This window comes from Roseinatronobacter thiooxidans (assembly GCF_001870675.1).
GTDB classification, from domain to species: Bacteria; Pseudomonadota; Alphaproteobacteria; order Rhodobacterales; family Rhodobacteraceae; genus Roseinatronobacter; species Roseinatronobacter thiooxidans.
Window position 1 is genome coordinate 157865 of sequence record NZ_MEHT01000009.1, and the last position, 16300, is coordinate 174164.

Genomic DNA, 16300 nt, shown 5'->3' on the forward strand with positions numbered 1-16300 from the left:
GCATGTCGCCCACCCCGTCTGCCCGTGTTTACGCCTATTCGGGCGGATTTCTGGGCATGGGCAGGCAGGCGCGCCGCATTCGCCGCATCATGGCGCTTGCAGGGCATCCCATAGGCATTGGCTGGCCGCAAGCCACCGATAAAATCGCTGTCTGGGGGCATGCCCGCCGCGCCGCGCGCGGCGAGAAGATTGCTGCGCGCAGCGGTGCCGGTATCTTGCGCGTTGAAGACGCGTTTTTACGCTCGCTCTTTCCCGGCCGCGCGGGAGAGCCGACACTGGGCCTGCTGATCGACACGCAAGGGGCCTATTATGCGCCCGCAACCCCGTCCGATCTTGAAACCCTGCTGGCCACCCACCCGCTGGATGATCACGCGCTTCTAGAACGCGCGCGCCTTGGCATGGCGCGTCTGAAAGCGCTGCAACTGTCCAAATACGCAGCCCATGACCCCGCGCTGCGCGCGCCCGATCCGGGCTATGTGCTGGTCGTCGATCAGGTGCGCGGCGATGCCTCTCTCACCCATGGCGGGCTTGATGGCCCCCTTCCCGCGCATCTGTTCCGCGAGATGCTGGTTCAGGCGCAACTGGATTTCCCCGGCGCGCGTATCATCATCCGCACCCATCCCGAAACCGCGCAAGGCCACCGTCACGGCCATTTCACACCGGCAGATGCGACAGCAGACCATATCACGCTTCTGTCAGACCCGGTCTCGCCATGGGAATTGCTGGAAGGTGCGCTTGCGGTCTATACAGTCTCCTCGCAACTGGGGTTCGAGGCGGTTTTTGCAGGCCACAAGCCCCGTGTCTTTGGCCTGCCCTTTTATGCAGGCTGGGGGCTAAGCTGTGATCACACCCCGCATCCCCGACGCCGCCGCAAACTGACCCGTGCGCAGCTTTTCGCCGCCGCAATGCTGCTTTATCCCAAATGGTATGATCCCTGCCGCGACCGGCTATGCCCGTTCGAAGATGCGCTCGACCATCTGGAAGCCCTGACCCGCGCGTGGCGCGAAGACCGCAACGGCTATGCCGCTCTCAACATGCGGCTGTGGAAACGCCCGCATCTGCAAGCCTTTTTCGGGCGCTGGAAAAAACTGCATTTTGCAAAGGCGGCGCGCACGAACCAGCCCGCGCTGGTCTGGGGCATGGCGGCTGGGCCTGCGCATGCCATCCGCATCGAAGACGGGTTCTTGCGCTCGCGCGGGCTTGGCGCGGAACTGACCCCGCCTGTGTCTTTGGTGGCCGATGATCTTGGGCTGTATTACGATCCATCCACCCCGTCGCGCTTGGAAGCCTTGATCGCAGCCCCCCCCCCACCGGGCGGTGAGGCACGCGCCACAGCCCTTGTTGCGCGGATCCGTGCGCAAAGGCTCAGCAAATATAACCTCGACCGCCCGCTCCCTGATCTGCCCCTGGGCCACCGTATTCTTGTCCCCGGTCAGGTCGAAGACGACGCCTCGATCCAATTGGGCGCTGGCGCGATCCGCACCAATCTTGCGCTGCTTGCCGAAACCCGCCGCCGCAATCCGAAGGCGATCATCCTCTACAAACCCCATCCCGATGTCGAAGCAGGCCTCAGACCCGGTGCCATTCCCCGACAGGACGCGCTTTTGCATGCCGATCTTGTCCTCGATCACAGCGATCCCGCCCATTTGCTTGACCATGTGAATGAACTCTGGACAATGACCTCCACAATGGGGTTCGAGGCGCTCTTGCGCGATGTGCCTGTGACCACATTCGGCGCTCCATTCTATGCAGGTTGGGGGCTGACAACCGATATGGGCAATATCCCTGCGCGCCGCATCGCGCGCCCCGGCCTTGCCGCCCTCGCCCATGCAGCCCTGATCGCCTATCCGCGCTATTACGATCCCGTCTCGCGTCAGCCCTGCCCGCCTGAAGTCGCACTTGAGCGCCTCGCAACACATACCACGCCCCGCCCGCCGGTCTTGCGCTTGCTGGCAAAACTGCAAGGCGCTTTTGCAAGCCTCGCCCCTCTCTGGCGCTAAGCCTCCATTTTCTTGCCTTAAATACTCAAATGGGGGGAATGCAGCGCAAGCTGCATGGGGGGCGCCAGCCCCCCTTCACAATAGACCTGGCCGAAGGCCGCAATCAGGTCACGTATGGTCAGTCATTCAGCAAACGGCTGACAACAATGGTCACTTCCGGCTTTTTGCCGATCTCTTCCATCACCACCTGCCGCACAACACGGCGCAACCCGTCATTGAGCTTGTCATCATCCGCCAGAACCTTGTGACCCGCGCGCGAGACGAATTCTTCCAGCTCGCTCTCGATCAACTCGTTCAGCATCTTGCCCCCGCGCCCTTCACTGCGCAGGCCCGCGATTTCGGCCCAAGGTGCGCCAAGCGCCTCATTCTCCTCGTCCAGAATCAGGGTCACGAACACATGCCCGCCAATGGCCATGCGAATGCGGTCGCGGATAATGCCATCCATCGCCCCGATCATCCGGCTGCCATCCAGATAGGTGCGGCCCGTCGGCACCTCGTCAACCAGCCCCGGCACATCGCCTGTCAGGTCCAGCACCGACCCATTGGGCACCACCAAAGACCGCATCCCGCGCGCAAGCGCCAGTTTCGCGTGTTCGCGCATCATGCGATGCTCGCCATGGATCGGAATCAGCATTTGCGGGGCAATCAGATCATGCATCGCCACCAGATCAGGCCGGTTGGCATGGCCAGAGACGTGATAGAGCCGCGCTGAATTGTCCAGCACATCTACGCCCATTTCCGACAGCGCATTCACCACGCGGCCCACTTCGCGCTCATTGCCCGGAATGGTCATGGAAGAGAACAGAAACGTATCCCCTTCCTTCATGCTCAGCCCCATATAGTTGCCGCGCGCCAACTGGCTGGAAGCTGCGCGCCGTTCCCCTTGAGAGCCCGTCACGATCAGCAGCAGGTTTTCGCGCGGAATGGATTTCGCCTCTTCAGGACTGATGGTGGGGGGGAAATCTGTCAGGATGCCCGCCTCGCGCGCCACTTGCGTCATGCGCAGCATCGCGCGCCCCATCAGGCAGACAGAGCGCCCCGCCTCTTGTGCGGCCACCGCCAGTGTTTTCAACCGCGCCACGTTTGAAGCGAAAGTCGTGGCCACGACCATGCCTTTGGCGCTGCGCATCAGCTCTGCCACAGGTGTGTTCAGCGTGGCCTCTGACCGGCCTTCATGAAGGTTCATCACATTGGTGCTGTCACAAAACAGCGCCTTGACGCCTGTGCGCCCGATCTCGGCAAGCAGTTTCGGGTCATGCGGCTCGCCCACGCCGGGCGTTTCATCGGCCTTGAAGTCGCCCGAATGCACGATCCGTCCGTCCGGCGTGTCGATAATCAGGCCAGAGGCTTCGGGCAGCGAATGTGCGACAGGGAAGAACTGCACCCGGAACGGCCCCAGTTCCAGCGCCTCGGGGGCTTTGCCCACAGTGATCACCTGTTTGGGGTCCTGGCCCGCATCCTGCATCTTCAGCCGTGCGATCCGCGCAGTGAAATCGCGCGCGTAGACCGGCACTTTCAGCCTGTCCCATAACAACCCCACCGCACCGACATGGTCTTCATGCGCATGGGTGATGATAATCGCTTCCAGCCGGTCGCGACGTTCTTCCAGCCATGTGATGTCGGGCAAGATCAGATCCACACCGGGGCTTGAATCCATATCCGCAAAGGTCACCCCAAGATCAACAAGGATCAGGCGCTCGCGTCCCTTGGGGCCATAGCCGAACACATAGGCGTTCATACCCACTTCACCTGCCCCGCCAAGGGGTAGATAGATCAGCCTGTCTTTGCTCATGTTCGCTCCTCGATGCCGTTTATCTTGTTATATGCGTGTATCACGCGAAGGCCATGCAGTGTCAGATCATCCTCGACCCTGTCAAACAGGTTCTCGGCCTGCGCAAATAGCGGCGCCAGCCCGCCTGTTCCGACAACTGTCATCGGTTTACCATACTCTGCCTTGATCCGGCCTGTTATGCCCTCGATCAGTCCGATATAACCCCAGAACACACCAGATTGGATGCATTCGACAGTATTGGTGCCAATCACCTTGTCGGGGCGCGAAATATCGACATGCGGCAGGGCTGCGGCCCCCTGATGCAGCGCCTCTAGGCTAAGGTTCACACCCGGTGCGATCACCCCGCCCACATAGGCGCCGTCATGGGCGACCACATCGAAATTCGTGGCCGTGCCGAAATCCACCACCACCACATCGCCGCCAAACCGTTCATACGCCCCTGCCGCATTTGCCAGCCGGTCAGGGCCGGGCCTGACCCCTTCATCCACGCGCGGGGCAACAGGCAGCAGGCATTCGGGCTTGCCCACAACCAGCGGGCGGCAGTTGAAATAGCGGTCGCACAGCACCCGCAGATTGAACACCACACGCGGCACGGTTGAGGCGATAACGACATCGCTGATGTCCAGCTCGACCCCCTTGATGCGCATCAAGGTGGACAGCCATACGAAATACTGGTCCGCCGTGCGCATATGCTCGGTCGAGGTGCGCCATGTCGCCAGTACCTGCGTGCCATCCCAGACCGAAAACACTGTGTTGGTGTTGCCGCAATCTATTGTCAGAAGCATGCGCCTGCCCCCTGTCTCATGAGAAATACACGTCTGCCGCAGGGATTGCGCGCAATTCTTGTGGCATTTGCAGCAGCAATGCGCCCGAGCTGTCTATCCCGGCGAAGGTGCCTTCATATGTCTGGCTGACTGTGCGCGCAATGACCGCTTGACCCAGCCGCGCGGCGCGGTTCAACCATGCCTGACGGATGGGGGCAAAGCCAAAAGTTGCAAGCTGGTGGTCCCATCTGGCATAGATCGGTGCCAGAATGTCCAGAAACGCCTCTGGGGTGGCAAGAATACCTGTCTCGGCCATCAGGCTGACAGGTGGCACTGCGCCTGCCTCGCCCATCGGCGCATGTTGCAGGTTCACACCGATTCCGATGGCCAGATGGCCCACCTGTGCGCCGTGGCCAATGCTTTCCAGCAAGATACCTGCCAGCTTGCCACCATGCAGCAACACATCATTGGGCCATTTAATGGCGAAACTCTCTGGCCGTCCGGTCAGGGTGACAAGCGCTTCATCCAGCGCAAGCGCCGCCACAAAAGACCGCAGCGCCACCTGATCTGGCGGGCCACCGGGGCGCGACACATAGGTGGCGGCGAAATTGCCCGCAGGGTCACGCCATTCGCGCCCGCGCCGCCCGCGCCCCTTGGTCTGGCGATGTGCCAAAATCCATACGGGGCCGGACAGCGTGGGCGCAATGCGCGCGGCCTCGGCGTTGGTGCTGTCAATTTCGGGCAGGATCACCCGCCCGACGCCGTCTGGCCAGTTACTTGACAAGAGCGTTTGCCGCCAGCGCCGCTGCGCCCTCGATCCCGAACAGGTTGATCACCCCCAGAACCATGATCGCAGCCGACGCGACCAGCAATGTCGCTTGCACAGGGGCGCGCACAGTATCCAGCGGCTCGATCTCCTCGCCGAAATACATGTAATAGACGATGCGCAGATAGTAGAACGCGCCGATTACGGATGCCACGACCCCTGCCACGGCAAGCCATGTCATGCCTGCCTCGACCGCGGCCCAAAGCACATAGAATTTGCCAAAGAAGCCCACCAGCGGCGGCACGCCTGCAAGGCTGAACATCAGCACCAGAAGCGCCAAGGCGCGCAACGGCTCGGCCTTGGAATACTGGCGCAGGCTGTCGATATCGGTCACCGGCTTGCCATCGCGCGACATGGTCAGAATAAAGGCGAAGACGCCGATATTCATGGTCACATAAATCGCCATATAGACCAGCATCGCCTGCACACCTTGCGCCGTGCCCGCGGCCAGCCCGACCAGCGCAAAGCCCATATGGCTGATGGAAGAATAGGCCATCAGCCGCTTGATATTGCGCTGCCCGATAGCCGCAATCGCGCCCACGAACATTGACGCCGCCGCCAGAAAGGCGATGATCTGTGTCCAGTCACCCGGCACCACGCCAAAGGCTTCATGCACAACCCGCGCGATCAGCGCCATCGCGGCCACTTTTGGCGCAGTGGCGAAGAATGCGGTCACAGGGGTTGGCGCGCCTTCATAGACATCCGGCGTCCACATATGGAACGGCACCGCAGACACTTTGAAGGCAAGACCGGCCAGCATAAAGGCCAGCCCCATCAGCAGCCCCACCGACATGCCATCTTCCGAGATGGTGGTGATGATGCCCGCAAACAGCGTTGTGCCCGAATACCCGTAAGTCAGCGACGCCCCATAAAGCAGCAGGCCAGAGGCCAGCGCGCCAAGGATGAAGTATTTCAAGCCCGCTTCTGTTGACCGCAGAGAGTCGCGGTTCATTGTGGCGACGACATACAGCGCCAGTGATTGCAGCTCCAACCCCATATACAATGCGATCAGATCGCCTGACGACACCATCAGCATCATCCCCACCACCGACAGCGCGATCAGGATGGGATACTCGAACCGCAGCAAGTCGCGGGCCGCCAGATAGCTTTGGCCCATGACCAGCACCACTGCCGCCGAAAACAGGATGATCATTTTCGAGAAATGCGCAAAAGCATCGGCAATATACATGCCGTTAAAGGCGGTTTGCGCCTCTAGCCCTTTGGAACCGGCAAACAGGCCCAAAAGCACCATAATCCCTGCGGTTGCCCACAAGATCGGCTCGGCCAGTTTGTCCTTGCCGCCATACACACCCACCATCAGCGCCGCCATGGCGAACAAGGCCAGCACGATTTCAGGCAGGGCCGTAAAGAGATCAGCTCCGATCATCGCAAGACCTTTCAGTTCTGTGCAAGCTGGGATGCGGCCTCATGGGCCTGCAATGCCAGCGTGTGCCCGTCAACCAGCGCGGTGACCGAGGGGCCTATAATATCAGTGACAAGGGCGGGATACACCCCAAGGATCAGCGTCATCGCAACCAGCGGCCCGATCAGCAGCTTTTCGCGGCGGTCCATATCCTTGATGCCTTTCAGCGATTCCTTGATCAACTCGCCCATGACGACGCGGCGGAACAGCCACAGCGCATAGCCTGCCGACAAGATCACCCCTGTTGCAGCAAAGAACGCCACCCAAGTGTTGACCTGAAACACGCCCATAAAGGTCAGGAATTCGCCGACAAAGCCAGATGTGCCCGGCAGGCCGACATTGGCCATGGTGAACAGCAAAAACACCGCCGCATAGACCGGCATTCGGTTGATCAACCCGCCATAGGCCACAATCTCGCGCGTGTGCATACGGTCATAGATCACACCCACCGCCAAAAACAGCGCGCCAGAAATGAAACCATGGCTGATCATCTGGAAAATCGCGCCGTCCAGCCCTTGCTGGTTGGCCGCGAAAATACCCATGGTTACAAAGCCCATATGCGCAACCGAGGAATAGGCGATCAGCTTTTTCATATCCTCTTGCATCAAGGCCACAAGCGATGTGTAGACAATCGCAATCGCCGACAGCCACAGCACCAGCGGCGCGAAAATGTCGCTTGCCACAGGGAACATCGGCAGCGAGAAGCGCAGGAACCCATAGCCGCCCATCTTCAGCAGCACTGCCGCCAGAATGACCGACCCCGCGGTGGGGGCCTGAACATGGGCATCGGGCAGCCATGTATGCACCGGCCACATGGGCATCTTCACTGCGAAAGACGCGAAAAAGGCCAGCCACAGCAGCGTTTGCATACCCCCCAACACCTGCCAGCCCATCAGGCTGAAGCTTTCAGTGCTGAACTGGTGTTGCAGCAGTGTCGGAATATCCGTCGTGCCTGCATCCACATACATGGCGATCATCGCAACCAGCATCAGAACCGATCCGAGGAAGGTATACAGGAAGAACTTGAACGCCGCATAGATGCGGTCCTTGCCGCCCCAGATGCCGATGATCAGGAACATCGGGATCAGACCCGCCTCGAAGAACAGGTAGAACAGCACCAGATCAAGTGCTGTGAACACACCGATCATCAGCGTTTCCAGCAGCAGAAACGCGATCATGTAATCCTTCACGCGGTGCGTGACATTCCAGCACGCGCCGATGGTGATCGGCATCAGGAAGGTTGTCAGCATCACAAACAGGATCGAGATACCATCGACCCCCATCTTGTAGCTGAACCCCATGATCCAGTCATGTTCTTCGACAAACTGGAAGCCGGTATCTTGCGGGTCAAACCCCACCAGCAGGATCAGCGAGGCGGCAAAAGTCGCCAGCGTGGCAACAAGTGCCACCCATTTGGCATTGCTTTGCGCCGCCTCATCCTCGCCGCGCAGGAAAATCGCCAATATGGCGGCAGCAATCGCGGGGGTGAATGTGATAATGGACAGAAGGTTCAACATCAGTTTGCCCCCCCTGTCAGCGTGACAAAGGTTACGATCACGACAATCCCCAGAACCATTGCAAAAGCGTAGTGGAACACGAAGCCGGATTGCGCGCGTCCGGCCAGTTTGGTGAAGAAGGGCACAATCCCCATCGCAAGCCCGTTGATGCCCCCGTCGATGACAGCGCCATCGCCTTTCTTCCACAAAAACCGGCCAAGGAATTTCGCAGGGCGCACGAACAGGAACTCGTACATCTCATCGAAATACCATTTGTTCAGCAAGAACTGGTACGCGCCGGGGAAAGTCTGGGCCAGCCGCTTGGGCAGCGATGTGTCGCGGATATAGAACATATAGGCCAGCCCCAAACCCAGCAGCATGGCAATGAAGGGCGACACCTTGACCCATGCAGGCACATAATGCGCTTGGGTGACAAGATCGTTGCCTTCAGCCATGAAGATGGCCGCGCCGAAATAGTCACGCACTTGTTCAGTGGACCCGAAAAACGGCCCATAGAACACCATGCCTGCCAGAACCGACCCCACCGCCAGAACCGCCAGCGGCACCAGCATGACAGTCGGGCTTTCATGGGCATGTTCATGGGTGTGTTTGTTGCCGCGCGGACTGCCCCAGAAGGTCAGGAACATCAGCCGCCAGCTGTAGAAACTGGTCATAAAGGCCGCAGCAACCAAGGCCCAGAACGCATAGCCGGCACCCGCAGCAAAGGTCGATTCAATGATCGCATCTTTCGACACAAAGCCAGCAAAGCCGATCATTGTCAGCGGAATGCCCACACCCGTAATCGCCAATGTGCCGATCAGCATGGCATAGAATGTGTAGGGCATCTTGTCTTTCAGCCCGCCATAATTGCGCATGTCCTGTTCGTGGTGCATGCCGTGAATGACAGACCCTGCGCCCAAAAACAGCATCGCCTTAAAGAACGCATGTGTCAGCAGGTGGAACATGGCCACCGAATAGACCCCCACACCAGCTGCCACAAACATGAAGCCCAGCTGCGAACAGGTCGAATAAGCGATCACGCGCTTGATGTCGTTTTGCACAAGGCCCACGGTTGCCGCAAACAGTGCCGTCATCGCGCCGATGAACACCACAAAGGCCATCACTTGGGGCGTGTATTCCATCAGCGGCGACATACGCGCGACCAAGAACACACCCGCTGTCACCATCGTGGCCGCATGGATCAGCGCCGATACAGGTGTTGGCCCTTCCATCGCATCGGGCAGCCATGTGTGCAGGAACAATTGCGCCGATTTGCCCATTGCACCCACAAACAGCAAAAACGCAATCAGGTTGGCCGCGTTCCAATCCGTCCACAGGAAGCTGACAGTTGTTTCCGCCAGCATGGGGGCTGCCGCGAACAGGTCGTCATACTGGATGGAATCGACCAGAAAATAGATGATCATCAGCGCAAGGATCAGCCCCATATCGCCCACACGGTTGACGATAAACGCTTTCATTGCCGCCGCGCCCGCAGATTGCTTGCGGAAATAAAACCCGATCAGCAGGTAAGAGGCCAGACCCACACCTTCCCAGCCAAAGAACAGTTGCACAAGGTTATCGGCTGTCACCAGCATCAGCATGGCAAAGGTGAACAGCGACAGATACGCGAAAAAGCGCGGACGGTAGCTCTCATTCTCGCGGAAATTGTCGTCATGCGCCATATAGCCAAAGCTATACAGATGCACGAGCGCCGAAACTGTGGTGATCACGATCAGCATCACAGCCGTCAGCCGGTCCAGCCGGATCGCCCAATCGCCCACAAGCGAGCCTGAATCGATCCAGCGCATCAGCGTGATTTGCTGTACAGACCCGTCATGAGTCAGGAAAATCACCCATGACAGCAGCGCCGACAGCATCAACAGGCCCGTCGCCACAATCTGGGCAGGCCGCTCGCCAATCGCGCGCCAGAACAGCCCGGCAATGATCGCGCCAAGCAGCGGGGCCAGAAGAACAGTTACAGCCATCCGCTTAGCCTTTCATCACATTGACGTCTTCGACGTCGATCGTGCCACGGTTGCGGAAGAAGCACACCAGAATGGCCAGCCCGATGGCTGCCTCGGCAGCCGCGACGGTCAGCACAAACATGGTGAAAACCTGCCCCACCAGATCATTCAGGAAAGACGAGAAGGCGACCAGATTGATATTCACCGACAACAGCATCAATTCTATCGACATCAGGATGATGATGATATTCTTGCGGTTCAGGAATATCCCGAAAATGCCGATGACGAACAGCGCCGCCGCCACGGTCAGGTAATGTTCAAGTCCAACCATCAAGGTCCCTCGTTTTCCGTTTATGCGGGGCCACTTGCGGACCCTCGTTCTTCCAGTTGCAGCGCAGGGCCTAGCCCAGCCCCTGCCCCGGTTTGACGTCCTTCAGCTCCATCGCCTTGGCGGGGTCGCGGTGCATCTGCGCCACGACATCCTGACGCTTCACATTCTTGCGGTGGCGCAGGGTCAGTACAATGGCGCCAATCATCGCCACCAGCAGGATCAGACCAGAGACCTGAAACAACAGGAAATACTGGTCATAAATGATCATGCCCAAGGCTTTGGTGTTGTGCATCTCGGCCAGATCAGGTGTGGGGGCCTGACGCAGCGCACGCGCGCCCTCTGCTTCCTGCCAAGACCCGAACAGCAGCGCCATCTGCATCAGCAGCACAATCCCGACAATACTTGCAATCGGGAAATAGCGCGCCATCTCGCCTTTCAGCGCGGCGAAATCCACATCCAGCATCATCACCACGAACAGGAACAACACCGCGACAGCACCCACATAGACGATGATCAGCAGCATGGCGATGAATTCCGCCCCCAGCAGCACGAACAGACCCGCCGCCGAGAGAAAGGTTAAAATCAGCCACAGCACCGAATGCACCGGATTGCGCGAGATGGTGACAAGAAACCCCGCGCTTAGCAGCGTTACGGCGAAGGCGTAAAATGTGATATCGGTAATCCCCATGTCCCTCGGGTTTCCTTTTGTCGTGTCAGGCACACTGGCGCGCCCGGTGTCATTCATGCGCAACGCAGTGCCGGGCTTGACCCGGCACCTCTGCGCTTATCGGTAGGGCGCGTCAATCTCCAGATTGCGCGCGATCTGGGCTTCCCAGCGATCGCCATTCTCCAAAAGCTTCGTCTTGTCGTAAAACAGCTCTTCGCGCGTCTCGGATGCGAATTCGAAATTCGGCCCCTCGACAATCGCATCCACTGGGCAGGCTTCCTGACAAAAACCGCAATAGATGCATTTTGTCATGTCAATGTCATAGCGGGTTGTGCGGCGCGAGCCATCCTCGCGCGGCTCTGCATCGATGGTGATCGCCTGCGCGGGGCACACGGCTTCGCACAGCTTGCACGCGATGCAGCGCTCCTCGCCATTGGGGTAGCGGCGCAGCGCATGTTCGCCACGAAACCGCGGGCTGAGTGGCCCTTTTTCATGCGGGTAGTTCAACGTGGGTTTAGGGGCGACAAAATATTTCATGCCCAATCCAAACCCGCGGATGAAATCCGTCATCAAGGCGTATTTTATCGCGCGGTTCCAGTCAAAACCCATAGCTTACCCTCCCACAGCCCAGCGGGCCCAGAAGCCGCCAAGCACTTCAAATTTTGCAAGGAATGAGATCAGCACGACCCAAGCCAGCGAGAATGGCAGAAACACTTTCCAGCCGATCCGCATCAATTGGTCATAGCGGTAGCGCGGCACGATCGCTTTAACCATGGCGAACATGAAAAAGAAGAACGCCATTTTCAGGAACATCCAGTGGAACCCGTCGGGCAGGCCCGGAATGGGCGACAACCAGCCCCCGAAGAACAACAGCGACATCAGTGCGCACATCAGGAAGATGGCGATATATTCACCCGCCATGAACAGCAGATAGGGGGTTGAACCGTATTCGACCATAAACCCTGCCACCAGTTCCGATTCCGCTTCGGGCAGATCGAAAGGCGGGCGGTTGGTTTCGGCCAGCGCGCTGACAAAGAACAGCACCACCATTGGCAGATGCGGCAGCCAGTACCAGCCCAGCATGCCATAGCCTGTATCCTGCGCGCCGACGATTGCCCCGAAATTCATGCTGCCGGTCGAGATGATCACCCCGATGATGATCAGACCCAGCGACACTTCGTAAGAAATCATCTGTGCGGCCGATCGCAGCGAGCCAAGAAACGCGTATTTCGAGTTCGAGGCCCACCCCCCCATGATCACGCCGTACACTTCAAGGCTGGCAATCGCAAAAACGAACAGGATCGCCACATTGATATCAGCCAGAACCCAGCCGTCATTGAACGGGATCACGGCCCAGGCCAGCATGGCCAGAACGAAGCTCAGCAAAGGGGCTAGGAAATACACGGGCCGGTCGACGCCGGCAGGAATAACCACTTCCTTGACCACGAATTTCAGCGCATCCGCGAATGTTTGCAACAGCCCCCAAGGGCCGACGACATTCGGCCCGCGCCGCATCTGCACGGCCGCCCAGACCTTGCGGTCGGCATAGACCAGAAAGATCAGACTGATCATCACGAAGCCCACCACCAGCAATGATTGCGCCGCAATCAGCACGGTGATTCCCAGTCCGGTTTGCAGAAACTCTGTCATTCGTCCCTCAATTCCTCACACCGTGGGGATGCCTTGTTCCCGGCAATCATCCACAATCACTTCGGCATCCAGATTGCGCATGCCCGCTGGCAGATCGGGCGAGATGACAAAGCCGCCATCCCCTTCCCAGATATCCCCCGAACGGCCAACATTTGTGCGCACATGCTGTGCAAAACCGTATCCGCGAATTAACGTATATTGCGCCGCAGCACAACGCGCATAGGCGACAACATCTGCCCTGTCGCGCGCACCGCGCATCCGCACGATGAAACTGACTGTATTCGCGTCCAGCAGTTGTGTTTGCACGCCAAGATACTCTGCCCCCTCAGGCGCAGAGAGTGCAGCACGCGCGCCTGTCGCCTCGGAAGAACAGCCCGTCAGCCCGCCAAAGGCGAGCAGGGCCAGACCGTAGGGGAAAAGGGCGCGCGCCATCACGACTACTCTGCCGCCAAAGGCGCGTGCTGGCGCTGCTTGGCCAAGGCCGACAATTCCGCCATCAGGCTAGAGGCGCGGGCAATCGGGTTGGTCAGGTAGAAATCGGTGATCGCGTTGCGGAAATCCGCCTTGCCCAAGCTTCCGGTTTCCAGCGCCTGCCATTCATTTTCCGCAACCACATCAATATCTGCCAGATGCGGATGCGCCGCTGTCAGGTGTTTGCGCAATTCGCCAATGCTGTCGAAGGGCAGTTTCGCCCCCATCTCGCCCGAGAGTGCGCGCAGGATGGCCCAGTTTTCTTTCGCCTCGCCCGGTGCGAACCCAGCACGCAGGGCCAGTTGCGGGCGGCCTTCGGTGTTGACGAACAGGCCCGGTTCTTCGGTATAGGCAGACCCCGGCAGGATAATATCGGCCCTATGCGCGCCGCGGTCGCCATGGCTGCCCTGATAGATCACGAACGCGCCCGGCGCGATGTCGATCTCATCCGCGCCAAGGTTATAGATGACCTCAGCGCCCTCGGTTGCAGCCGTGATACCGCCCTCGGTGGTGCAGCCGATATCCATCGCCCCAACCCGAGATGCCGCAACATGCAACACCAACAGGGCCGCACCCGTCGCCTTGCACAGGGCCATTGCCTGCGCCAGAACGGCTGCGCCATCTGCCTCTCGCAAGGCACCCTGACCAATGATCACAACGCTCTCGTCCTCGCGCGCCTCGGCGTTGGAGACCAGCTTTTCCAGCGCTGCGCGATCGGTGCCCAAATGGGCATACTCATAAGTCAGGTCCGCCGCCGCGCCCACCAGCGCAACATCGGCCCCCGCCAGCCATGCCTTGCGGATGCGCGCGTTCAGAACCGGCGCTTCGTGGCGCGGGTTTGTGCCGATCAGCCAGATCCGGCTTGCGGTGTCGATATCCTCGATTGTTGCAGTTCCGACATAGGCCGAACGATTGCCAGCGGGCAGTTTCGCGCCATCAGTGCGGCACTCGACCACGCCGCCCTGCCCCTCGACCAGCAGTTTCAGCGCATAGGCCGCCTCGGTCGAGACAAGATCGCCCACAAGCCCTGCGATTTTCTTGCCCTTCATCGCGGCCGCGACCGCCGACAGCGCATCTGGCCAAGATGCGGGGCGCAACTTGCCATTCTCGCGGATATAGGGCCGGTCCAGACGCTGGCGCCGCAGCCCGTCCCAGACATAGCGCGACTTGTCCGACAGCCATTCTTCATTCACCCCGTCATGGTTACGCGGCAAAATGCGCATGACTTCGCGCCCTTTGGTATCGACACGGATGTTCGAGCCGAGCGCATCCATCACATCGATGGTTTCATGCTTGGTCAATTCCCAAGGCCGCGCGGTAAAGCTGTAGGGTTTTGAGACCAGCGCGCCTACGGGGCAAAGATCGACAATATTGCCCACCATCTCGGATTCGATCAATGCGCCCAGATAGGTGGTGATCTCGGCATCCTCGCCGCGTCCGGTCTGGCCCATGACGGTCTGGCCTGCAACTTCGGTTGTGAAGCGCACGCAGCGGGTGCAGGAAATACAGCGCGTCATATGGGTTTCAACCAGCGGGCCAAGCTGCAAATCCTCGGTCGCGCGTTTGGGTTCGCGGTAGCGCGAGAAATCGACGCCATAGGCCATGGCCTGATCTTGCAGATCGCATTCGCCGCCCTGATCGCAGATCGGGCAATCCAGCGGGTGGTTGATCAACAAGAACTCCATCACGCCTTCGCGGGCCTTTTTGACCATGGGCGAGTTGGTCTTGATGACAGGCGGCTGCCCCTCCGGGCCGGGGCGCAGATCCTTGACCTGCATGGCGCAACTGGCGGCGGGCTTGGGCGGGCCGCCCACAACCTCGACCAGACACATGCGGCAATTGCCTGCAATCGACAGGCGTTCATGGTAGCAAAAGCGCGGAATCTCGACCCCTGCTTCTTCGCAAGCCTGAATCAATGTCATCTCTGGCGGGACTTCTATATCCTTGCCGTCGATGATGATTTTACGCAAATTGGACATTCTTACCTCTCCCGCAACTGGCGGCCTAGCGCAGAGCGTTCGGCGATCTGGGCGCGCGCAAAGGCGCAAACGGATGATTCGTCATCAGGGGTGACACCTTCGCGCTGCAAATGCGCTTTGACGATACCTTCCAGACGCGCTTGTTCCTGCTTGTCTTCGACAAAAGCTTCGATCTGTTCGCGGCTGAACCCAAGGTTTCGCGCGCGGTTATAAAGTGACAGAAAATATGTGACCCGGGACAGCCTGCCCGGCGGGCTGACAGCGGGGCAGGTATCGACCACATGTTTGATAAGCGCGGCAGTGAACAGGCCATTATAGATTTCCGGCGTGTTGCGCAGCGTGTCATTGACCTGCGCCTGTGTCGTGGCCACCCCCGCCATTGCAGAGCCGGTAAGCAGAATTGCTGTCGTCAAGCCAAGCATATGCAGTTTCATTGTGCTAACTCCGTCGCGGCAGTGCAAGACCGCCGCTTCCATAACGCCGCCTCGGCCAGCCAGTCCCAACCAAACGCATGCGCGCTGGCCCCATGGGCGCGCAGATGCTCCAGCCGGTCCAACCCCTCGGCGAGTGTCGGGCGGTGCCCTTGTGGCACCCACCACATGACAAAATGCAGCGCATCCAGCGCCTCGAACCAAGACGCGCGCCGCGCGTAGAACTGGCGGTGCACTGTGTTCCAGACGAACTGTTCCAAGGATGCGACATCTGTCCACACCGTCAGGTTGGCCACGAATTGCGGATCACCTGCAATGCAATTTTCGGTGTTGCCACTGCCCGGCGCACCCGACCCTTCCATCATCCAGACAAAGCCCGGCATACGCTTGCCCAGCCCGTTGACCTGATCCAGCGCGCCCATGAATTCGGCCACGCGCGGGTCGTCTGTCGGGGCAAGCAAGCGCCCGACATTCAACTGTGCAAGATGGTGGCCTGTCTGTGTCAT

At 59.6% G+C, this 16300-nt stretch carries 15 protein-coding genes; 1 reads left to right on the plus strand and 14 read right to left on the minus strand.

What is annotated here, in order from left to right:
- The first annotated feature begins 2 nt into the window (after positions 1 to 2).
- The gene (locus BG455_RS05330; RefSeq protein ID WP_071468924.1) at positions 3 to 2000 is read left to right on the plus strand and encodes a capsular polysaccharide biosynthesis protein; all 1998 of its coding nucleotides are present in this window, start codon (positions 3 to 5) and stop codon (positions 1998 to 2000) included.
- A 118-nt stretch (positions 2001 to 2118) separates the two neighbouring features.
- Here the strand turns inward: BG455_RS05330 and BG455_RS05335 are convergent, their stop codons facing one another.
- The 14 genes from BG455_RS05335 to BG455_RS05400 form a co-directional block, all read right to left on the minus strand.
- A complete protein-coding gene (locus tag BG455_RS05335; protein ID WP_071468925.1) occupies positions 2119 to 3792 on the minus strand; it encodes a ribonuclease J in 1674 nt (557 codons plus the stop codon).
- On the minus strand, positions 3789 to 4577 hold the full coding sequence (locus BG455_RS05340) for a type III pantothenate kinase (RefSeq protein ID WP_071468926.1): 789 nt from the start codon (positions 4575 to 4577) through the stop codon (positions 3789 to 3791). Before BG455_RS05340 ends, BG455_RS05335 begins: the two co-directional genes overlap by 4 nt.
- A 16-nt stretch (positions 4578 to 4593) precedes the next feature.
- Positions 4594 to 5340 carry a biotin--[acetyl-CoA-carboxylase] ligase gene (locus BG455_RS05345; RefSeq protein ID WP_071468927.1) on the minus strand — a complete coding sequence of 249 codons (747 nt, stop codon included), beginning with the start codon at positions 5338 to 5340 and terminating at the stop codon, positions 4594 to 4596.
- Positions 5330 to 6769, minus strand: coding sequence for an NADH-quinone oxidoreductase subunit NuoN (gene nuoN / locus BG455_RS05350; protein WP_071468928.1), 1440 nt, complete (start codon positions 6767 to 6769; stop codon positions 5330 to 5332). The genes BG455_RS05345 and nuoN overlap by 11 nt, the downstream gene beginning before the upstream one ends.
- An 11-nt stretch (positions 6770 to 6780) precedes the next feature.
- Positions 6781 to 8322: an NADH-quinone oxidoreductase subunit M gene (locus tag BG455_RS05355; RefSeq protein WP_071468929.1), complete on the minus strand. Its 1542-nt coding sequence runs from the start codon at positions 8320 to 8322 to the stop codon at positions 6781 to 6783.
- Positions 8322 to 10286 carry an NADH-quinone oxidoreductase subunit L gene (nuoL, locus tag BG455_RS05360; RefSeq protein WP_071468930.1) on the minus strand — a complete coding sequence of 655 codons (1965 nt, stop codon included), beginning with the start codon at positions 10284 to 10286 and terminating at the stop codon, positions 8322 to 8324. The genes BG455_RS05355 and nuoL overlap by 1 nt, the downstream gene beginning before the upstream one ends.
- A 4-nt stretch (positions 10287 to 10290) precedes the next feature.
- Entirely contained in the window at positions 10291 to 10596 is a 306-nt protein-coding gene (nuoK, locus tag BG455_RS05365) for an NADH-quinone oxidoreductase subunit NuoK (RefSeq protein ID WP_071468931.1), read from the minus strand.
- Between the two features lie 70 nt (positions 10597 to 10666).
- Positions 10667 to 11284, minus strand: a complete 618-nt coding sequence (locus BG455_RS05370; RefSeq protein ID WP_071468932.1) for an NADH-quinone oxidoreductase subunit J — start codon at positions 11282 to 11284, stop codon at positions 10667 to 10669.
- 96 nt (positions 11285 to 11380) lie between these two features.
- Positions 11381 to 11872, minus strand: coding sequence for an NADH-quinone oxidoreductase subunit NuoI (gene nuoI, locus BG455_RS05375; protein ID WP_071468933.1), 492 nt, complete (start codon positions 11870 to 11872; stop codon positions 11381 to 11383).
- 3 nt (positions 11873 to 11875) lie between these two features.
- The gene (gene nuoH, locus BG455_RS05380; protein WP_071468934.1) at positions 11876 to 12913 is read right to left on the minus strand and encodes an NADH-quinone oxidoreductase subunit NuoH; all 1038 of its coding nucleotides are present in this window, start codon (positions 12911 to 12913) and stop codon (positions 11876 to 11878) included.
- A 15-nt stretch (positions 12914 to 12928) separates the two neighbouring features.
- Positions 12929 to 13348, minus strand: coding sequence for a hypothetical protein (locus BG455_RS05385; protein WP_425438715.1), 420 nt, complete (start codon positions 13346 to 13348; stop codon positions 12929 to 12931).
- A 2-nt stretch (positions 13349 to 13350) separates the two neighbouring features.
- Positions 13351 to 15363 carry an NADH-quinone oxidoreductase subunit NuoG gene (nuoG, locus tag BG455_RS05390; RefSeq protein ID WP_071468936.1) on the minus strand — a complete coding sequence of 671 codons (2013 nt, stop codon included), beginning with the start codon at positions 15361 to 15363 and terminating at the stop codon, positions 13351 to 13353.
- Between the two features lie 2 nt (positions 15364 to 15365).
- Positions 15366 to 15797 (minus strand): DUF5333 domain-containing protein, encoded by a 432-nt coding sequence (locus BG455_RS05395; RefSeq protein WP_071468937.1) that lies wholly within the window; start codon positions 15795 to 15797, stop codon positions 15366 to 15368.
- Positions 15794 to 16300 carry a DUF3291 domain-containing protein gene (locus tag BG455_RS05400; protein WP_071468938.1) on the minus strand — a complete coding sequence of 169 codons (507 nt, stop codon included), beginning with the start codon at positions 16298 to 16300 and terminating at the stop codon, positions 15794 to 15796. The genes BG455_RS05395 and BG455_RS05400 overlap by 4 nt, the downstream gene beginning before the upstream one ends.